This is a genomic window from Ruminococcus sp. OM04-4AA, from assembly GCF_003462585.1.
GTDB lineage: Bacteria > Bacillota > Clostridia > Lachnospirales > Lachnospiraceae > Mediterraneibacter > Mediterraneibacter faecis.
This window is the reverse complement of the sequence record NZ_QTZH01000025.1, coordinates 14551-36225: the sequence shown is the minus strand read 5'-3', so window position 1 is coordinate 36225 and position 21675 is coordinate 14551. Positions and strand designations below refer to the sequence as shown.

Below are 21675 nucleotides of genomic sequence, written 5' to 3'. Positions count from 1 at the left end.
CTGCCGGATATCAATTCTACAGATGCAGAACTCTCTCCTTGATCTCCTGCGTTCTTCCCTGATTCCAGAACTGCGTTCCGATATATCCGCAGGTACGTCTTGCAACATTCAGTGTATCCTGGTTGCGGTTTCCGCAATGTGGACACTCCCATACGAGCTTTCCTTCCTCATCTGTTATAATCTGAATCTCTCCGTCATATCCACATTCCTGACAGTAATCACTCTTTGTATTGAGTTCCGCATACATAATGTTGTCATAAATGAAACGGATGACCTGAAGTACAGCTGCAATGTTGTCTTTCATATCCGGAACTTCTACATAGCTGATCGCTCCACCGGAAGAAAGTGCCTGGAACTGAGATTCAAACTTCAGTTTTGAGAAAGCATCAATCTCTTCTCCGACAAATACATGATAGCTGTTTGTAATATAACTCTTATCTGTAATTCCAGGAACAATGCCAAATCTCTTCTGCAGACATTTTGCGAACTTATAGGTTGTACTTTCAATCGGTGAACCATAGATACTGAAAGCAACGTTCGTCTCCTCTTTCCACTGGTTACATGCATCGTTCATGTGCTTCATAACATCCAGTGCAAATGGTGTAGCATCCGGATCTGTATGGGATTTTCCTGTCATATATTTCACACACTCGTAAAGTCCTGCATATCCAAGAGAAATCGTTGAATATCCTCCATAGAGAAGTTTATCAATCGGTTCTCCCTTCTTCAGGCGGGCAAGTGCTCCGAACTGCCACAGAATCGGTGCTGCGTCAGACAGTGTTCCTTTCAGACGGTTGTGTCTGCACATCAATGCGCGATAGCAAAGTTCCAGTCTGTCATCAAAGATCTTCCAGAACTTATCCATATCTCCACCGGAAGAAAGTGCAACGTCAACAAGGTTGATCGTAACAACTCCCTGATTGAAACGTCCGTAGAACTTGTAGTTTCCGTTCTCGTCTTTCCATGGGCTTAAGCAGCTTCTGCATCCCATAACCGGGAAACAATTTCCTTCTTTAAGCTCTTTCATCTTTTTCTCGGAAATGTAATCCGGAACAAGACGCTTTGCAGTACACTTTGCAGCAAGTTCTGTCAGATAATAATATTCGCTTCCTTCTTCGATATTATCTTCTTCTAGAACATAGATCAGTTTCGGGAATGCCGGTGTCACCCATACTCCGGCTTCATTCTTAACTCCCTGATAACGCTGACGAAGTGTCTCTTCGATAATCATCGCCAGGTCTTTCTTCTCTCTCTCGTTCTTTGCTTCGTTCAGATACATGAAAACTGTAAGGAACGGTGCCTGTCCGTTTGTTGTCATCAGTGTGATCACCTGATATTCGATTGTCTGGACACCCTTTGTGATCTCTTTCTTCAGTCTTCTCTCTACGATCTCATTGAGCACATCTTCTGGATATTCCATTCCGACCAGTTCCTGTTCGCTGATCACTTCCTTACGGATCTTCTCTCTGGAAACATCTACAAACGGTGCCAAATGAGTAAGTGAGATACTCTGTCCACCATACTGGTTACTTGCAACCTGGGCAATGATCTGAGTTGCGATATTACATGCTGTAGAGAAGCTGTGTGGTTTTTCAATCATTGTACCACTGATCACAGTTCCGTTCTGAAGCATGTCCTCCAGATTGACAAGATCGCAGTTATGCATATGCTGTGCATAATAGTCAGAATCATGGAAGTGAATGATTCCTTCTCTGTCTGCCTCCACAATATCATGTGGGAGAAGCATTCTTGTTGTCAGGTCACGGCTGACCTCTCCTGCCATATAATCTCTCTGTACGCTGTTGACTGCCGGGTTCTTGTTCGAGTTCTCCTGCTTTACATCCTCGTTGTTGTACTCGATCAGTGACAGAATACGATTGTCTGTTGTATTCGCCTTACGTACGAGGGATCTCTTATAACGATATCTTACATACTTACGTGCAAGTTCAAAAGCTCCGGTAGCCATAATCTGATTCTCTACCATATCCTGAATCTCTTCTACGGATACTGCACGATTCAGCTTGTTACACTTGAATTCCACATATTCTGCGATATCTTCAATCTGGCTGTCTGTCAGCGTACGCTCCCCATTATCCTTATCCGCTTTCGTCACAGCAACCACAATTTTCTGTATATCAAATGTCTCTTCCGACCCATTTCGCTTGATAATTTTCATTGATCAGTCTCCTCACTTTTTCTTATTTTTGCACGATATCTTGTGTTTTATCCGTTTCTATCGTGCTTTCTGATACTTATTCTAATACAAAATATAGTATAATGCAATCCCCAAAACACAGTATCATGTATTTTCAGAACATCTGCTACATTTTTTGAGTTTTTCATTTAACTGATAATCTTTACTCCATCTGTTATACAAAACCAAAACTGTCTATGAATTATCTGTCTACTCATTCTCCTTTCACACCTGCGGAAAAGGCAGCCAAACAGTCCTTATTCAAGGACTTTGGCTGCCTTTTCTTTCGTTTTATTTCAGGTAATAATTCTATTTATTTTTCGAATTCACAGATAATTCGGTCAATTCTTTTTCTAATAAGATCCGTTATGTTTTGCATGGAAATCTCTTGTCTCTTTGACGATCACTCCGTTCAATGCAAGAAGTGCAATCAAGTTCGGGAATGCCATCAGTGCATTGAAGATATCCGCGATATTCCATACTGCTTTTACTGTCATATATGGTCCAATGAATACTGCAAGGATATACAGGATACGATATCCCATTACAACAGCCTTATTTCTGTTAAACAGGTATTCCACACATCTCTCGCCGTAATAGTTCCATCCGAGAATTGTTGTGAATGCAAAGAATACAAGACACAGCATCAGGGAGAATGTCGCTACGAACGATGGGAATGGAAGTCCTTTCTGGAAAGCATCCATTGTGATTGCCACACCTTCAAGTTCCGGGTTCAGCCAGGAACCGGCGATCACGATGGAAAGTCCTGTCATCGTACAGATTACAATTGTATCAATAAATGTTCCTGTCATAGACACAAGTCCCTGACGGACCGGCTCTTTTGTTCTTGCTGCAGCTGCTGCGATCGGTGCACTACCAAGTCCGGACTCGTTTGAGAAGATTCCTCTTGCAACACCTTTCTGCATTGCTACAAACATGGATCCAACTGCTCCTCCCGCAAGTGCACTTCCTGTAAATGCAGATTTCACGATAGAAGCCAGTGCTGCCGGAACAGCTGTGATATTTGTAATAATGATGATTACTGCAAGTCCTACATAAAGAACTGCCATAAATGGTACGATAATCTCAGATACTTTTGCAATTCTCTGGATTCCTCCAAGAACAACAAGACCTACACACACTGTCAGGAATAATCCTGCGATCACAGTAGCCCATGAATAGTTTCCTCCGAGCAAAGAAACTGTATGTGCCATATCCGGATCAAAGAAGTTCTTAACTGCAGATGCAATACTATTCACCTGTGTAAATGTACCGATTCCAAAGAGACCAACTCCGGCTCCGAAGAATGCGAAAATCTTCGCAAGCCATGTCCACTTCTTACCCATTCCGTTTTCAATATAATAGAATGGTCCGCCGAGTACATGCCCGTCTTCGTCGATTGTGCGATATTTGATTGCCAGAAGACCTTCTGCGTATTTTGTCGCCATTCCAAAGAATGCCGCGATAACCATCCAGAACAACGCTCCCGGACCACCAAGTGCGATTGCTGTTGCAACACCTGTGATATTACCGGTTCCGATCGTTGCTGACAGAGCTGTACAAAGTGCCCCAAAGCTGGTCACTTCTCCGCTACCGTCTTCTTCATCTTTAAACATGAATTTGAAAGCTTTGCCAAGATGCCTGATCTGTACAAGACCAAGTCTGGCTGTTAGAAAGATACCTGTTGCCATGATGAGGCAGATTAACGGAAGCCCCCACACAGCATTGTCGATTGCAGTGATGATTTTGTCGATTTGTGCAAACATTTCTTTATTCCTCCATCCTTTTGCCTGAGAGACTCGCGGCATGTAACTGCATCCATGACCGCTTACACCTTCGGCGCTCTTTTTAAAGAGACTCTCCTGAGTATTGTTGTCATTTACGTCAGATGTAAATGACAACAAATTTTTCTCTTTCGTGCTTTAACACGATAGAAGTAAGAATAGCACTATGTTATAAGAAATGCAATATATTTCCGGCAGTTTTTTCAATTAAGATTACTAATATTCATTAATAAGATACTATTGTTTACTCTGCCAGCTCTTTTCCTGCTTCTTTAAGTTCCTCAAGCACATCATCTTCCGGGGCATCGTTTGCAATGATTCCTTCTTCACGAATCAACTGAGCTCCGGCATTTTTCATGCGATCTGCCCAATCTCTCATCCATTCTCCGTCTCCCCATCCATAAGAACCAAACAAAAGAATCTTCTTTCCTGAAACAAGAGATTCCAATTCTTCTACAAATGGCTCCATCTCAGATTCTTCGAGCACCTCGGCCCCCATCGCCGGGCATCCAAGCGCTAACGCATCTACCGCCGCCACTATTTTTGCATCTGCATTTCCTACTTCCAGAAGTTCTGCTTCCTGACCTGCCGCTTTGATTCCTTCGACAACCGCCTCTGCCATTGCCTGTGTATTACCGGTTCCACTCCAATATACAACTGATATACTCATTTTATAAATTCCTCCACTTTCTTTGATTCAATGCGATTTCACGGATGTTTTTCCCATCCAGATACTCATTTACCGCGCAATCTTTTGCTCGGTCATATTCATGAAAAATCATTCTCGCTTTTTCAGGATTACTATATACTTTCCAGTATCCTGTCATAATAAAATCTTTGCCATCTTTTTCAATAAAGCTCTGCACATCTGCCATCGGATATCCAAGAAAAGCTCCTATCTCATGCGGAAATCCATTTCCTTGTGCAGTACACTCGCAGATACGTTCTGACAGATGTGCCAGCATTTCCTCGATATTGCTTTCCTTATATCCGTATTGTCCGATCAGTTCGCGGAGTTTTGGCTGGTTCATATATTCTTCCAGCTCTTTGGGGCGATAGAAAAGGACAAGGCATTTCCCCTCTGAGCAGGATAATTTATAAAAATTGATCTCCATCCCGGAAAACATTTCTTCCAATTCAGAATATGATTCATTTTCCATTGAAATCAGGCCAGATACTTTAAGCCCTTTCAGAAAAGGCGCACACTGTAATATAACCTGAAATCCAAGCCTCACCTTCCGATCTTTATTTTTTAGATAGTAGGATAATACTTCCGTCGGCATATCGTTCTCCTTAGTTTTATTTTGAGAATGGTTTTCATTCAAGTATTATGTTAACATAAATGAAAATGATTTTCAATACAGTTTTTGAGAACTTTTCTCATTGCCGTGGTAGCATCTTGCCGCTCATTTCTTATGGTAATTCCGCATAAAACTTTTTCAAATTTTAACACTTTTTTAGTTGTTACTCACATATCTTTAGTGTATAATGAATTTATAAATATTTGAGAGGTGAGAAAATCTCAAACATTATACACACTTACATAAAGGAGAGATTCGCCATGGTAAATTTAATCACAGGCCCAAGAGGCAGCGGAAAAACACAGCAGATGATCGATCTTGCAAACGAGAAGGTTAAGACTTCTTCCGGTAACGTCGTATTTATTAAAAGGAGCAGCAAAGACACTTATTCTGTAGATTTCAATATCCGTGTCATCAAGATGGCTGATTATCCTGACATCCTTACCTTAGAAGAATTCGTAGGTTTCCTCTATGGTATGGCTGCTGGCAATCATGATATCGAAGCTGTTTTCATCGACAGTATCTTAAAGCAGGCTAATATCACATTAGAAAGTCTTCCGACATTCATCGAGAAATTAAATAAGATTTCCGAAGATGCCAAGATTGACTTCTACCTCAGCGTCAGCGCAGATAAGGCTGAGATCGCAGATGTTGACACACTTGGATGCACAGTTCTGTAAGAACATTACAAGTAAGATGCAGAAAGATTCAACTGATTTGGGTCTGAATTAAATATTTACAAGAATTAAAAAAGAAGTACAGCTTGTACCGACCTCCCAATCGTTAGATTTTTTGGTCTAACTTTTGGGGGCGGTACATTCTTCTACTTCTTTTTTTACTCTTTTCTCTTATTCTGTCTGTGCAGAATCTCCTGCCGTATCTTCTGTCTGTTCTTCTTTCTCAGCCTTTGTGCTGATCTGTTCACTCGATTTTCCATTCAGGGAAAGAACTGTATCCACCTGCTCCCCCTTCTTATACTCAACTGTAACTTCATCTCCGACATTAAACCGGATAATATCAATGAAATCTACAACAGATACATCAAAGATCTCATCCGAACCTCGAGCATGATATAATAATGAGAATCACCATCTATAACGCCCTGGGCGATCTTTGTGATCTTAGCTGTCAGTGTCTCTACGGATCTTGTATCCTCAGCTTCTGTCTTGATCCCATTCTTATACATCAGATTGGTGTAAGAATCCTCACATTCACTGACCGTGTCTCCAATTGCAACGATCTGATATTTCTGTACATTTACCATCGCATACTTCTTCACCAGACCGGCATCATCCTTCAGTGCAATGAAATAGGTCGGTTCACCGGAAATATTTAAGAGCAGTGGGAATGTTGCCATATAGTGCAGATTCTGCACCTGTCCTTCTGCGGAAGACATCGCCGAACGCTCTGTTGCTCCTTCGATCTCATAGAACTTTGTCTCCATTGTTCTCTGATTCATCAGAACAAACCCTACATTCGACTGATCCCCGGTAATTGAAGTAACACCTGTATATACCCATACATCATCATCGATTGCAAGATAATTGTATCCGTCAGTTGTATTCAGACAATCTTTCTGTCCCAATACACTATTAAAAAAACCATGTTTCAATGTTCCGTGATAATTATAAAGCTCAACTAACAGATCTGCGGAATATACTCTGTCAACCCACTGTGGGACATCCTCCACTGCATAATCCTTCGTCTCCCCTGTGATTGCATTGCAAAGTACAACTCTTCCGATTGTTGTTCCACCGAATAATCCGATATTGTACTTCTTCACCGGGCAAATCCAGTACGGAACCCCGTCTTCATCAATTTCAAAACTCAGATCACTAAAAATATAGGTCGGATAGTTAAATCTCAGATGACGGTAAATGTTTCTGTTAAAATGATCACTTGTCGTGTACTTCATCCCTTCACTCAGTTTTACGAGTTCCGTGTTCTGTGTTGCCATATCAATCTTGATATAGGCCGGGATTCCTTCTCTCATGTTCGTAAACCATTTGATCACGCTGGCATATTTCAAAGGAGAAACTCTCACCGGCTGATCCTGATAGTTAATCTGGGAATACAGTTCATCTACCTCGAACTGGGATACCATATCTACCATACTTCCCATCTTCCTGTCACCAAGAAGCTCTGCTGAATCCTTATCAAGCAATGGAATCTGATCAAAAGATAATTCTTCGATATCTTTCGTAAATTCTCCATTCTTCACCGTCAAAAGTTCCTGATACTTCTTCGCATTCACAATCGGAGAAGACAAAACTGTTCCTGCCACATATGCGATCACAAGTACCGCAAGGATTCCAAGAATCACCTTTAATCCCTTTGACTCTTTCCAGTCGTAACGGTTTAAATTTTTCTTTCTGATAAATACCACAGCTGCCAGAATGACCAACACCACAAGATACATCCAGAATTCCGATGCATGAATATTGATTGCCGGGAGTGTCACATAGTAATAGATTCCAATCAACAGAATCACTCCTATGACAGCTGTCACTTTCATTTTAAATTTGTTCATCTCACCTCTTCCTTTCTTCAACAAGGTTCTTTCATTTTACCATAGAACAAAGAATGTGCCAAGCACATTCTTGCGTCTGTGGCAGTCGCTTGCGCCACCTAGCGGAGCGTTTTTATATATTAGGAAAGCTTTCTAATATATAAAAATAAAATGTGCGAAAAAATCTATTTCATTCCAATTTTTCCGCACATGATTAACAAAAATCGTCTAGAATCTTCTTCTCCAGAGTTCCGGAGAAAGAAGAAGCAGGTATGGGAAGATCTCTAATCTTCCAATCAGCATATCAAAGCAGAATACCAGCTTGGATAATGCTGAGAATGGGTGGAAATTCATCACCGGACCAACCTTTGAAATACCTGGTCCTACATTGCTCATCGTTGTGAGTACCCCACTAAATGTTGTCGCAAAATCAAAATTATCAATAGAAACAAGTAAAATTGATACGATCAGAATCATAATGTAACACGTCAGATAGAGATTTACATTCTTCAATGTATCCTGTCCGATTTTTTTGCCATTGACTTTGATGATTGTAACGGCGTTCGGATGTAACATCTTACGCACTTCTCTGCGGATTGATTTCACAATGATCAGCAAACGGCTTACTTTAATACCTCCTCCGGTGGATCCTGCACAGGCTCCCACAAACATAAGTGCCAATAATATTGATTTCGAGAGTTCCGGCCACTGGTCATAATCTGCGGTTGCAAATCCGGTTGTCGTAATGATCGAACCGACCTGGAAAGATGCATAACGGAATGCATGTGCAACCGTTCCATAAATCTTGAGGATATTTCCTGTGATTATAGCGATTGACACACCTACTATTCCAAGATATGCCCACAGCTCTTCATTTTTCAGAATGGATTTCCAGTCTTTGAGCAATATGAAAAAGTACAAGTTAAAGTTAATTCCAAACAAAATCATAAATACTGTGATCACACCATCAATATATGCACTGTCGTAGAAGCTGACGCTTGCAGCTCTATTAGAAAATCCTCCCGTTCCGGCAGTACTGAATGCATGTAAAAGTGCATCATACAGGTTCATTCCGCCAAAGAGCAGGAAAACCACTTCTGCTGCTGTCAGTACAAAGTACATTCCATACAAAATCCGTGCCGTATGTCTTGCCTTTGGTACAAGCTTATCTGCCTCCGGTCCCGGTACTTCCGCACGCATGAGCGGCATTGCATTCTCATCATCCAAAGATGTGATCATCATAACAAATACAAGTACTCCCATACCACCGATCCAGTGTGTAAAGCTTCGCCAGAAGGAAATTCCCATTGGCAGAGCCTCGATATCTACCAGGATTGTAGATCCGGTTGTTGTAAAACCGGAAATCGTCTCAAAAAGCGCATCAATATAATGTGGAATACTTCCCGAAATTACAAACGGAAGTGCTCCGAATGCGGACCATAAAATCCATGCAAGCCCAACAATAACAAAACCTTCTTTTCCGTAAATCTGCTTTGAAGCCGGAAGTTTCCTTCCAAACACCATATAAATTGCGAGCAGGATTGCTGCTACAATCAGAAAAGAAATTACGCTTTTTTCATGATATATAAGGGAAACCAACGCTGGGATCAGAAGAAGTAATCCTTCGACTCCCATCATTTTCCCCAAAATATATATTATCATCTTCTTATTCATCGCGCTGCACCTACATTAAAATATCTTTAATATCTTCAATCCGTTTTTCCATCGTGATAATGATCACATTATCTCCTACCTGAATACAATCCTCTCCGCTTGGAAGAATGATCTGACGTTTTCTTGCAATACATGCAATCAGATTATTCGGTTTCAACGAGAGATTCTTCAGTGGAATTCCTGTATAATTTGTCTCAGCCTTAACAATAAATTCCAGTGCTTCAACTTTGTCATCAACCAATTGATACATTGTCTCAACATTCGCACTTCCCTGAGAGTTTTTACGCGCTCTGACATAACTCATGATTGCGTCTGCTGTAGCTGTTTTAACAGAAACAATACTATCAATTCCAAAGTCTTCTACCATACGTGCGCGTCTGTCTTCATTGACTTTCGTAACAATTTTGTCCACATTCTGACTCTTTGCAAAAAGAGAAAGTATAATGTTCTCTTCATCCATCCCTGTCAGGGCAACAAATGCATCCGCTTCATCAATCCCTTCTTCTACAAGAAGGTCGTGATCTGTTGCATCTCCATTAATGATGGTTGCTTTTGGAAGTAATTCGCAAAGTTCTTCACATCTTTGGCGATTCTGTTCTATAATCTTCACCTGCATACCAAGTGTGCTAAGCTGAAGTGCAAGATAGTAACCAACTCTTCCGGCTCCACAAATAATGACTTTTTTGATTTTGTCCTTACGCTTTCCATTTGCTTTAAAAAATGCCTCTAAATCTTTATGAGATGCCGCAATATGCAGACGGTCTCCTGCACGCATCCTGTATTCTCCATCCGGAATCCGAACTTCATCTCCGTGTTCCACTGCACAGACAAGCAGACGGATCTGGAACCGGTTATACATTTCCGCAAGGCTTAACCCTGCCAGGCTACTTCCCTCCGCAACCGGTAATTCAATCAATTCTACACGTCCCTTTACAAAAGTCTCCACCTGACTCGCATCCGGGAAGAGCAGAAGTCTGCTAATCTCATCTGCCACGATAAGTTCCGGGTTTACAGCCATGCTAAGATGCAGATCTTCTTTCAGAAGTCCGATCTGACGATAATAAATCGGATTACGCACACGGGCAATCGTATGTCTTGCACCTAATTTTCTGGCGATCAGACAGCTTAACATATTGCATTCATCTGCTGATGTACAGGCAATCACCAGATCAGCATGCGCCACATCTGCCTGTTTAAGTACTTCTGCGTCTGCGCCATCTCCCGTCACGCAGGCGATATCCAGACGATCCATAGCAAATCTCAACTTATTCTCATTACTGTCAATCATTACAATGTCGTATTTCTCGGCGGAAAGTTGCTTGGCAAGCTTGTAACCAACCTTTCCGTCACCGATAATAATAATCCTCATTTTCCTATCCCTCATATTATTATAATAATGTTATAACTGCTCTACACAGTCACTTTATGTCACTGTTCACAGGATTTCATAAACAATAACATACCTGTCTAATGTAGACAGGCAGATGAATTATAGCACCTTTGTTTTGAAAGTACAACCATATTCGCAAACTTGTGATTTTTTTGTGAAATACAATGTTACCGTTTTTTTCTAAAACAAGCAATAAGAGCGTGCTATCCACTCCTTTTTATCAGCCGGATAACACACTCTTTATATTGCCTGAATCTTTAATTATGCTTCTTCTGCTCTTGCAGCAATTTCTTTCTCCTGTACATCAGATGGAGCCTGCTCATATCTTGCAAATGTATATTCGTAAGATCCTCTTCCACCTGTCATGGAGCGAAGTGTTGTGCAATAGCCAAACAGTCCTGTCATTGGAATATCTGCTTCAATAACCTGCTTCCCTCCAGCTACCGGTATCATGCCAAGCACACGTCCTCTGCGTTTGTTCAGGTCTCCCATGATATCTCCTGTGTAATCATCCGGAACTGTAACTTTCAGGGATGCGATTGGTTCAAGAAGTACCGGAGATGCCTCCATGAATCCTTTCTTGAATGCCTGGATCGTAGCTGTCTTAAATGCCATCTCTGAAGAGTCTACCGGATGATAGGATCCGTCGTATAAAGTAGCTTTCACACCAACTACCGGATATCCGGCAAGAGGTCCTTTCACTACAGATTCCTGCAGACCTTTCTCTACTGCCGGGAAGTAGTTCTTCGGAACTGCTCCTCCAACGACACATTCTTCGAATACAAATGGAGTTTCAAGATCACCTGACGGTTCGAATTTCATCTTAACATGTCCGTACTGTCCATGTCCGCCGCTCTGTTTCTTATACTTGGAATCAACGTCAGAATTCTTACGGATTGTCTCACGGAATGCAACTTTTGGTGTCTCCAGTGTGATCTCTACTTTATATCTTGCCGCCAGTTTACTTGCCACGATCTCAAGGTGCTGCTCACCCATTCCATAAAGAAGAGACTGTCTGTTCTCACTGTCATTCACAGCTTTCAATGTAACATCTTCTGCTGTCATTCTTGCAAGAGCCTGTGATACCTTATCTTCATCGCCTTTATTCTTTACGCGATACTTCATATATGTATATGGTACAGAATAATCTGTCTTTGCGTAAGATACCGGTGTTCCCTTTACGGAAAGAGTATCTCCTGTTCTTGTATTTGTCAGTTTACCGATTGCTCCGATATCGCCTGCAAAAAGCTCTGTCACTTCGCTCGGCTTACTTCCGCACATGGTATAAAGTTTACCTGGTTTCTCTTCTGCGTCTGTGTCTGCATTATAAAGTACATCATCTCCTTTAAGTACTCCGGAGCATACCTTTACAAAAGAGTATTTTCCAATAAATGGATCCACCATTGTCTTAAATACATACGCTGATTTTGCTTTTGCGAAATCATAATTCGCTTCAAAGATCTCGTTTGTTCTGCGGTTGATTCCTGCACAGGTTCTCTTATCCGGACTCGGGAAGAAACGAACAATATCTGAAAGCAGGTTGGCTACTCCCTGTGCCTGGACATTGGATCCCATCGCAACCGGTACGATATCCCCATCCATTACTTCTGTTCTCATGGCTGCACGGATCTCTTCTACAGAGAATTCCTCACCATTAAAATAGCGCTCCATAAACTCTTCACTTGTCTCTGCTACAGCTTCCATAAGAGAATCTCTCAAAATCTCAAGGTTCGGCATACAGTAATCCGGAATCTCGCACTCTTCTCTCTGTCCAATGCCTGTATATCTTCTTCCGGCATTCTTAATAATATTAATGTATCCTACAAGTTTCTCGTTCTCACGGATCGGCTGGAAATGTGGTGCGATTTTCTTTCCATATCTCTCTGTCAGATCTGCTACTACCTGACGGAAACTTGCATCATCCACATCCATCTCTGTCACATAGATCATTCTCGGCAGATTATATTTGTCACAAAGCTCCCATGCTTTTTCCGTTCCAACCTGTACTCCTGCCTTACCAGATACTACGATAACCGCTGCATCTGCTGCACTGACTGCCTCTTCTACTTCTCCGACAAAATCAAAATATCCCGGTGTGTCAAGAATATTGATCTTCGCTTTCTCCCACTCGATCGGTACCAGACTTGTGCTGATTGAAAATCCACGTTTCTGCTCCTCTTTATCAAAATCGCTCACCGTATTGGATTCGGAAATCTTTCCCATACGATTCGTTGCACCTGATACGTAGAGCATCGCCTCTGCAAGACTTGTCTTTCCGCTTCCACCATGACCAAGTAATACCACATTTCTGATTTCGTCTGTTCTGTAAACCTTCATACTGCTGCCTCCTTGTTATGTAGCTATTATGTACATCATTTTCTGTCGTTGATATACATACCATGGGTATATTGTACTAAATATTCAGATTAATTACAACTATTTTTTACAATTTATACAATTTTAACTTTTATCCACAAAGTTATCTGGTCAAAAATTAGAACCAGAGGCATTTGTGAATAATAATTTACTTTTACAGAGCAAAGTGTTAAAATACGAATATATGTTTCTTACTGACTTAAGATTTCTGAATAGTAAGATATGTTTTGCACAACAACAGAAAGGATTTTACAACTATGAATGCTAAAAAAATTGGATTTATCGGACTTGGACTTATCGGCGGATCTATTGCGAAGGCAATCCGCCAGTATTATCCGGATTACGACATCATCGCATTCGATAAAAATAAAGAATCCCTTGCACTGGCAATACAGGAAGGCACGATTCATACTTCCTGTTCATCCATTGATGACAATTTCAGGGGATGTAACTACATTTTCCTCTGTGCACCGGTCACTTACAATGCAGCCTATCTTTCCCAGCTGAAAGATCTCCTGGATGAAAACTGTATTCTCACAGATGTTGGAAGCGTGAAGACTTCCATCCACGAAGAGGTGATCCGTCTGGGAATGGAAGCGAATTTCATTGGCGGACATCCGATGGCTGGTTCTGAGAAGAGTGGATTTATGAATTCCAAAGCTCATTTGATTGAAAATGCATACTATATCCTGACTCTTTCTGCTAAAGTAGCGGAAGAAAAAGTGGATGCTTACAAAAACTTTGTTTCATCATTAAAAGCTCTTCCTGTTATTTTGGATTACCACGAGCATGATCATATTACCGGAACGATCAGCCACCTGCCGCATATTATTGCATCCACACTTGTGAATTTTGTACATGATACGGATTCAAAGGAAGGTATGATGAAAGCGTTGGCCGCAGGGGGATTTAAAGATATTACGAGAATTGCTTCTTCCTCCCCGGTCATGTGGCAGCAGATCTGTCTGAAAAACAGTGAGAACATCTCCCAGATCTTAGGTGAATATATTGAAGCTCTTTCACATGCAAAGGATCTTGTGGATGAAGGAAATGAACCTGCCCTGTACGCTCTGTTTGAGAATTCCAAAGATTACAGGAACTCCATGCCGAACGGATCTGCAGGACCGATCAAAAAGCAGTTTGCACTTTATTGTGATATCATCGATGAAACAGGTGGAATTGCTACGATTGCCACAATTCTTGCAAGTAATAACATCAGTATCAAGAATATCGGAATCATCCACAACCGTGAATTCGAGGAAGGAGTTCTTCGTATTGAATTTTATGATGAAGATTCTGCAAACAGAGCTTCTGTACTTTTGCAGAAATATCGCTATGTCATCTATGAAGTCTGATAGCAGAAATGAGGAATAAGATTATGGAATTATGTAATATTACAGGATTAAAAGGAAAAGTTACAATACCGGGAGACAAATCCATCTCCCACCGCTGCATTATGTTCGGCTCGATTGCAAACGGAACAACGCAGATCCACAACTTTCTCTCTGGTGCCGACTGTCTCGCGACTATCCGTTGTTTCAGAGAGCTTGGTATTGAGATTGAAGTTGAGAGCGATTATTCTTCCGTTATCGTACACGGAAAGGGATTGCATGGACTGAGTGCTCCAGAGAAGATCCTTGATGTGGGAAATAGCGGAACAACAACGAGACTGATTTCCGGTATTCTCGCCGGACAGCCGTTTGACTCTAAATTGTCCGGAGATGAATCACTGAACTCCCGCCCAATGAAAAGAATCATTGAACCATTGGCACAGATGGGCGCACATATTTCCAGTATTCTCCGCAATGGATGTGCCCCGCTTTATATTACCCCTGCGCAGCTTCATGGAATCCATTATGATTCGCCGGTTGCCAGTGCGCAGGTAAAATCCTGTCTGCTGCTCGCCGGTCTTTACGCAGATGGAGAGACCTCTGTCACAGAACCGAGTCTTTCCAGAAACCATACAGAATTAATGCTGAAAGAATTCGGTGCAAATATCCGCTCTACTTTTGAGATTGGTTCTTCCAAAGCAACCGCTATCATCCGTCCTTGTGAAGAACTTTACGGACAGAAAATCACAGTTCCGGGAGACATCTCTTCCGCTGCTTATTTCATTGCTGCCGGACTGATCGTCCCTGATTCTGAAATTCTTGTAGAAAATGTAGGAATCAACCCGACACGTGCAGGAATCTTGAGAGTATGTGAAGATATGGGTGGTGATATCACCCTCCTTAACGAACGTACAGAAGGTGGGGAAAGAATTGCAGATGTTCTTGTCCGCACAAGTAGACTGCATGGAACTACAATTGAAGGAGACATCATCCCAACTTTGATCGATGAGATTCCGGTTATTGCAGTTATGGCAGCCATGGCGGAAGGTACTACTATAATCAAAGATGCTGCCGAACTGAAAGTCAAAGAAACTGATCGTATTGAGACTGTAACAGATAATCTGAAAGCAATGGGCTGTGATGTAACACCTACTGAAGACGGAATGATCATCAATGGCGGAAGACCTCTTCACGGTGCTTCTATTCATACTTTGTTAGACCACAGAATTGCAATGGCATTCAGTATTGCTGCACTTGTTGCAGAAGGTACTACAAAGATTCTTGACAGTAAATGCGTAGATGTGTCTTACCCAACATTTTATGACACCTTTGAGCAACTGCTCTAAAAGAGTTGCTCAGACATTTTTCAACCACAAAGAGCTGAACAGAAGTTTTCAATATACTTCTGTCCAGCTCTTGATTTTTTCTATTTTTATTTTGATATCTTTCTGACGTCATTCAATCCCATTTATAGGAATGCATATTTCAAAACAAACAGAATTGCTAAAATATACATCAGAAGACTTAGTTTCTTCTCTTTTGCTTTTCCTGTTAACAGATTCAGAACCACATATGTGATGATTCCCATTGAGATTCCTTCTGAAATACTATAGAAGAATGGCATTGCAATGATACATACATAACAAGGAATTGCTTCTGACAGATCATCGAAATCAATGTTTGTAATATTCGTCAGCATGTAAAGTCCTACAATGATCAATGCCGGTGCTGTGGCAAATGATGGGATTGCAAGGAAAATCGGTGACAGGAACAATGCAAGACCAAACAGGATTGCTGTTGTCACTGCTGTAAGACCTGTTCTTCCTCCCTCAGATACTCCTGAAGCACTCTCTACGAATGTTGTAGTTGTTGATGTTCCAAGAACAGCTCCCGCTGTTGTTGCAAGTGCATCTGCAAGAAGCGCTCCTTTGATCTTTGGAAGTTTTCCTTCTTCGTCAAGCATTCCTGCCTTTGAAGAAACTCCTACAAGTGTTCCGATCGTATCAAACAGATCGACAAATAAGAACGCACAAAGGATTACAACAAAGTCCAAAGTAAAGATTCCCTTAAACTGAAGTTTACAGAAAATCGGTGTAATACTTGGAATAGATAATCCGTGACTGAAATCCGGAAGCAGGCTGAAGCATCCAACTTCTGCATTCGGAACATAAATTCCTGCGAACTGACAAACAATACCGATTGCCCATGTGATCAAAATACCCCAAAGAATATTTCCTTTCACATTCTTGATTACAAGAATTCCAGTGATCAAAATTCCAACAAGCGCAAGAATAACTGTGATTCCGATATCGTTCATTGTTGCACTCACACCATTCAGCTGATTATATCCATCTAAAGAGAACAATTCAACTAATGTAGCACCACCCATAACGATATGTGCATTCTGGAGACCTACAAATGCGATAAATAAACCGATTCCTACACTAACTGCAGATTTCAGATTCTTCGGAATTGCATTAAAGATTGCCTCACGTACATTTGTTACAGACAGAAGGATAAAGATAATACCTTCTGCAAATACTGCAGTCAATGCGTATTCCCAACTGTATCCCATACCGATAACAACTGTATAGGCAAAGTATGCATTCAGTCCCATTCCCGGTGCCAGTGCAAATGGATAATTCGCAAGTGCAGCCATGAGAAGTGTTCCTATAAATGCAGCTAATGCTGTTGCAGTAAATACTGCACCTGAATCCATTCCTGCCGCCGACAGGATACTCGGATTCACCGCCAGGATATACGCCATAGTCATGAATGTCGTAATTCCGGCAAGAATTTCAGTTTTTACATCTGTTTTGTTTTCAGAAAGCTTAAATATTTTTTCTAACATTTCGCCCTCTCCTTTCCCTCTAGGTCCTTTTTATAACCTCGGTTATTGTAACATATTTCTTCACACTTTACATCCAAAAGGCTTATCACCTTTTATGATAACTGGTAATAAGCCTTTTTAATAATTCGATTAATTCTCATTTTCATTCAATTCAGCAAGCATCTCACAAACTCTTTTTCCATTGATCGGATGACGCTTATACGGAGCAATCTCTCCCAACGGCTCCAGCACAAATTTTCTCTTGTGCATCTCTACATGCGGAATACACAGATCTACTTCTTCAAGAACGAGATCGTCATAAAATATAATATCAAGGTCAAGCGTTCTCGGTCCCCAATGAATGATTCGCTCTCTTCCTGCTTCTTTCTCGATTCTGTTCAATTCAGCTAAAAGCTCATATGGATAAAGCAACGTGCGAAGTTTCAGGCAGCCGTTCAGGAAATCAGGCTGATCTGTCACTCCATATGGTGGTGTCACAAGGTATTCAGATACGATCTCAACTTGACTCGTCGGAAGTTTATTCAATGCTTTCACCGCATAATCCAGATATGACTTGCTATCTCCAATGTTCGATCCTAATGCAATATAAGCTGTGTGCCATTCACGTTCAATCTTTACACTAACTGTTTTTAGCGGCAGTCGAACAGGAGCCCATGGTTTCTTAATCTCCAGAGATACTCTTTCTATTCTGTCCCACTCAAGAAGCAACGCTTCAGCCAGTTCTTCCGCTGCACGTTCTAATAACTGATAGGTGTTTTTCTGTAAAAATTCAGTAATAAATGCACTGACTTCTCCGTAGTGGATGGACGCTGTCAGATCATCTGTTTTTCCCGCCATCCTGGTATCTGTAAAAAGCACTGCTGAGACAACAAACTTCTGTCCTAATGTATTTTCCTCCGGAAACACACCATGATTTGCAAACACTTCCAAATCTTCAATTCTGATTTCATCGAACTTCTTCTGCATCTGTCCCCTATACCTCATGTTCTCTCATTAATGCTCTTGTCATACGGATTGCTCTCTTATTCTTCTCCACATCATGAACACGGACAAATGCACAACCCTTCTGCACTCCGTAAACTGTTGTAACCATCGTTCCCTCTTCACGTTCTTCTACCGGAAGATCCAGTGTCAGACCGATCACTGATTTTCTTGAAGTTCCAAGAAGTACCGGATATCCAAGTTCTTTCATGATTTCAAGTTTATCAATGATTTCGAGGTTCATCTCATATGTCTTACCAAATCCTACTCCCGGATCAAGAATGATCTTATCATCCGCAATTCCTGCATTCTTTGCAAGCTCAACACATTCTCTCATATCACTCATAAAATCTGCAAGGAAATTCTGATAATCCGTATTGTCACGATTGTGCATCAGACAGCAGGCTACTCCTGTTCTTGCGATCAATCCTGCCATCTCCGGATCATATTTCAATCCCCAGATATCATTTACAAGATCTGCGCCCGCCTCGATTGCCGCTGCTGCAACTGCACTTTTATAAGTATCGATCGATACCGGAATATCAAACTCTTCTTTCAGTTTCTTGATAACCGGAACAACACGAGCAATTTCTTCCTCTTCTGTAATCTGTACATGTCCCGGACGAGTTGATTCTCCACCGACATCAATGATGTCCACGCCTTCCTGAATCATCTGCTTCGCATGTTCGATCGCACGATCCAGTCCGTCGTATCTTCCTCCGTCAGAAAAGGAATCCGGTGTTACATTCAGAATTCCCATGATATAGGTATTTTTTTTCAGGTCAAATTCTTTTCCGCCAATTCTCATATCTCTATCTCCATATTCTTCTCTTCTTCCGTCCAGTTACACTGTTTCTGTGCCGGACAGGAATGGCACATACGCGAGCGTTTGTCACTATCATAAAACAATTCCTCAATCGGTTCCATTCCCTCATGTTTTCTACGATGACCACGGATAGCCAAAAGAATCTGCTGCTGTTCCTCTTCTGTAAACTGTGCATCTTCAGGTAATGTTGTTAAAATCTCTTTTGCAATCTTTTCCCCAGCTACTTCATGCGGAATTGTCCATTTATATTGAAATGATTTTCCAATGTCATGAAGTACTGCTGCTGTATAGATCACATCTTTCTCAAACCCAAGGTTCTCTTCCAGATTTTTAATATATGCGATCCTTGCTACATCCAGAAGATGTGTCATCTGATGACAGCAAAAGATACGCTCCTTCTCTAACCGCTTGATTCTTCCATAATAATCCTGATAGATCCAGTGATGGACCACTTCATTTAACCGATACATATTTTCCTGTTTCAAGTCTGTTCACTTCTTTTCCTTTACGTATTCTTTATCTTCCAAGCATACGGAAGAATCTTTCTTCTAATGTCGGGTCTGTCTCAAACACACCTCTTCGTGCCAATGTAACTGTCTGGCTTCCCGGTTTCTTGATTCCACGCATTGTCATACACATATGCTCTGCTTCCACCATAACCAGAGCACCTTTCGGCTGCATATACTCCATCAATGCATCTGCAATCTGTCCTGTCAGCTGTTCCTGCAGCTGAAGTCGTCTGGCGAATACTTCAACCGTGCGCGCAAGTTTGCTCAGTCCTACGACTTTTCCATCCGGAATATAGGCTATATGTGCTTTTCCATAAAATGGAAGTAGATGATGCTCACAGGTTGAATAGAATGTAATATCTTTCTCTATCACCATCTCACTGCTTTCTACCGTAAATGTCTTCATAAGATGAACTCCCGCATCTTCTTCCATTCCACCATATATCTCTTCATACATTCTGGCGATCCTGTCAGGTGTATCTATAAGACCTTCGCGGTTCACATCTTCACCGATTCCTTCCAACAAAAGACGGACTGCCTGTTCTACTTTTTCATGATCTATCATTTTATATTTCTCTCCTATATCTCACTGCCGGTTATTCAACACGATCCGCTGAACCTCTCCAAGATAAGACAGGGATCCGCATGCAAGAATCACAGTTTTCTGCGCAATATCCTTGCCTTGGGTCATTGCCTCTTTACTTGCATCCTCAACAGCTGTTTCGATGGTCTGTTCAGCTTTCACTTTCTGACAATGTTTCTTCACTACTTCTGCCAGCTTTTCTGCCGGAAGCGTCCTCTCCTTATTTGGAAGACTAACAGTATATATACTTTCTGCCAACGGGCAAAGAATAGATGTGATTTTCTCATATTCTTTATCTTTAAAGACTCCCATGATAAAGATTTTCTTATAATCCGAAAAATAACGTTCTACCGTCACTTTCAGCTTTAATGCTGCGTCTTCATTATGCGCTCCGTCTACGAAAAATAACGGGGACTCTGACAGGCAGGTAAACCGTCCTGTCCATCTCGTCTTTGAAAGCCCCTCTCGCACCTGCGCTTCTGTAACTCGATACCCCAATCTGTTCAGACAGCGGATAACTTCGAGCGCTGTTGCAAGATTCTCTCTCTGGCACTGGCCTGCAAGCGGACTATGCATCTTTTCATATTCTTTATAAGAAAATGTAATTCCGTGGTAGGAATCTTCAAAAATCATCATCTGTTCAGGCTGTGCTTCTGTGAAAGGACAGCCTTTTTCTTCTGCAGTTTTTTTCAGAATCTCCCGAACATTTTCTTTCTGCTTCGCAGATACTACTGCACATCCAGGCTTAATAATTCCAGCCTTGTTCTGCGCAATCTCTTCCAACGAATCTCCGATCACACCAAGATGATCCACACTGATCGTTGCAAACGCTGCACACACCGGTGCTCCGATGATGTTCGTTGCATCCAGAATTCCTCCAAGACCGGACTCCAGTACGACCAGATCACATTTTTTCTTCTTAAAATACAGAAAAGCTATTGCCGTTTCTGCTTCAAAGACTGTCGGAGATTCCTCTCCGGCCGCCTCCATCCGGGCAATAGCTTCTTTTACATTCTCTGTCAATTCTGCAAATTCATCTTCCGAAATCCATGTTCCGTCAATCTGAATCCGCTCCAGATAAGAGATTACTGTCGGTGAGACATAGCGCCCGGTTCTGTATCCTGCCTCACTTAATATTGTTGAAGTGTATGCAAGCACAGATCCCTTGCCATTCGTTCCTGCAATGTGTATAAACTTTAAGTCATCCTGTGGATTCCCAAGCTCACGCAACAGACCTCGAATCGTATCTAAGCCAAGTACACTTCCGTATTTCGACATCTCGTCCAAATATACCCTTGCTTCTTTATAGGTCACGTTTTGTTCCCTCTCTATTCTTTTTTCTAATCAAACAGTCTTATAATACCAC

17 protein-coding genes and 1 riboswitch are annotated in these 21675 nt (G+C 41.5%); of the genes, 3 read left to right on the top strand and 14 right to left on the bottom strand.

The genetic code is table 11. The features are described from left to right. Positions 1 to 16 precede the first annotated feature (16 nt). The 4 genes from nrdD to DXB52_RS08875 form a co-directional block, all read right to left on the bottom strand. A complete protein-coding gene (nrdD, locus tag DXB52_RS08890; protein WP_117539361.1) occupies positions 17 to 2176 on the bottom strand; it encodes an anaerobic ribonucleoside-triphosphate reductase in 2160 nt (719 codons plus the stop codon). 371 nt (positions 2177 to 2547) lie between these two features. Beyond that, positions 2548 to 3960, bottom strand: coding sequence for an alanine/glycine:cation symporter family protein (locus DXB52_RS08885; RefSeq protein ID WP_117569402.1), 1413 nt, complete (start codon positions 3958 to 3960; stop codon positions 2548 to 2550). A gap of 2 nt (positions 3961 to 3962) precedes the next feature. Continuing rightward, positions 3963 to 4069: riboswitch (glycine riboswitch) on the bottom strand. Between the two features lie 153 nt (positions 4070 to 4222). Continuing rightward, complete coding sequence (locus tag DXB52_RS08880; protein WP_117539365.1) at positions 4223 to 4648, bottom strand: flavodoxin; 426 nt, start codon at positions 4646 to 4648, stop codon at positions 4223 to 4225. A 1-nt stretch (position 4649) separates the two neighbouring features. Further along, positions 4650 to 5261 carry a DUF3793 family protein gene (locus tag DXB52_RS08875; protein ID WP_118106995.1) on the bottom strand — a complete coding sequence of 204 codons (612 nt, stop codon included), beginning with the start codon at positions 5259 to 5261 and terminating at the stop codon, positions 4650 to 4652. A gap of 278 nt (positions 5262 to 5539) precedes the next feature. On the opposite strand from DXB52_RS08875, the gene DXB52_RS08870 reads away from it, so the two are divergent. Next, entirely contained in the window at positions 5540 to 5959 is a 420-nt protein-coding gene (locus DXB52_RS08870) for a hypothetical protein (RefSeq protein ID WP_020435926.1), read from the top strand. A gap of 347 nt (positions 5960 to 6306) precedes the next feature. Here DXB52_RS08870 and DXB52_RS08865 read toward each other — a convergent pair whose 3' ends face one another. The 4 genes from DXB52_RS08865 to DXB52_RS08850 all read right to left on the bottom strand — a co-directional run bounded on the left by DXB52_RS08865 (position 6307) and on the right by DXB52_RS08850 (position 13189). Then, positions 6307 to 7809, bottom strand: a complete 1503-nt coding sequence (locus DXB52_RS08865) for a CvpA family protein (RefSeq protein WP_472520053.1) — start codon at positions 7807 to 7809, stop codon at positions 6307 to 6309. A 207-nt stretch (positions 7810 to 8016) separates the two neighbouring features. Further along, complete coding sequence (locus DXB52_RS08860) at positions 8017 to 9426, bottom strand: TrkH family potassium uptake protein (RefSeq protein ID WP_330663375.1); 1410 nt, start codon at positions 9424 to 9426, stop codon at positions 8017 to 8019. Positions 9427 to 9472: 46 nt separating this feature from the next. Then, positions 9473 to 10831, bottom strand: coding sequence for a Trk system potassium transporter TrkA (gene trkA, locus DXB52_RS08855; protein ID WP_015527875.1), 1359 nt, complete (start codon positions 10829 to 10831; stop codon positions 9473 to 9475). Between the two features lie 282 nt (positions 10832 to 11113). Continuing rightward, the gene (locus DXB52_RS08850; RefSeq protein WP_015527874.1) at positions 11114 to 13189 is read right to left on the bottom strand and encodes an elongation factor G; all 2076 of its coding nucleotides are present in this window, start codon (positions 13187 to 13189) and stop codon (positions 11114 to 11116) included. A 296-nt stretch (positions 13190 to 13485) separates the two neighbouring features. Between DXB52_RS08850 and DXB52_RS08845 the strand changes: the two genes are divergently transcribed. Further along, complete coding sequence (locus tag DXB52_RS08845; RefSeq protein WP_118106993.1) at positions 13486 to 14583, top strand: prephenate dehydrogenase; 1098 nt, start codon at positions 13486 to 13488, stop codon at positions 14581 to 14583. A 23-nt stretch (positions 14584 to 14606) separates the two neighbouring features. After that, entirely contained in the window at positions 14607 to 15905 is a 1299-nt protein-coding gene (aroA, locus tag DXB52_RS08840; protein ID WP_118106991.1) for a 3-phosphoshikimate 1-carboxyvinyltransferase, read from the top strand. A gap of 122 nt (positions 15906 to 16027) precedes the next feature. Here aroA and DXB52_RS08835 read toward each other — a convergent pair whose 3' ends face one another. The 6 genes from DXB52_RS08835 to DXB52_RS08810 form a co-directional block, all read right to left on the bottom strand. After that, positions 16028 to 17410 carry an NCS2 family permease gene (locus tag DXB52_RS08835; RefSeq protein WP_015527871.1) on the bottom strand — a complete coding sequence of 461 codons (1383 nt, stop codon included), beginning with the start codon at positions 17408 to 17410 and terminating at the stop codon, positions 16028 to 16030. 129 nt (positions 17411 to 17539) lie between these two features. Next, entirely contained in the window at positions 17540 to 18376 is an 837-nt protein-coding gene (gene folK, locus DXB52_RS08830) for a 2-amino-4-hydroxy-6-hydroxymethyldihydropteridine diphosphokinase (protein ID WP_117834983.1), read from the bottom strand. Positions 18377 to 18383: 7 nt separating this feature from the next. Continuing rightward, positions 18384 to 19199: a dihydropteroate synthase gene (gene folP / locus DXB52_RS08825; RefSeq protein WP_118106989.1), complete on the bottom strand. Its 816-nt coding sequence runs from the start codon at positions 19197 to 19199 to the stop codon at positions 18384 to 18386. Further along, on the bottom strand, positions 19196 to 19702 hold the full coding sequence (locus DXB52_RS08820; RefSeq protein ID WP_330362767.1) for an HD domain-containing protein: 507 nt from the start codon (positions 19700 to 19702) through the stop codon (positions 19196 to 19198). Before DXB52_RS08820 ends, folP begins: the two co-directional genes overlap by 4 nt. Before the next feature lie 31 nt (positions 19703 to 19733). Next, a complete protein-coding gene (gene folE / locus DXB52_RS08815) occupies positions 19734 to 20288 on the bottom strand; it encodes a GTP cyclohydrolase I FolE (protein ID WP_472520057.1) in 555 nt (184 codons plus the stop codon). Positions 20289 to 20312: 24 nt separating this feature from the next. Continuing rightward, positions 20313 to 21623 (bottom strand): bifunctional folylpolyglutamate synthase/dihydrofolate synthase, encoded by a 1311-nt coding sequence (locus DXB52_RS08810; protein ID WP_227159809.1) that lies wholly within the window; start codon positions 21621 to 21623, stop codon positions 20313 to 20315. Between the last annotated feature and the right edge of the window lie 52 nt (positions 21624 to 21675).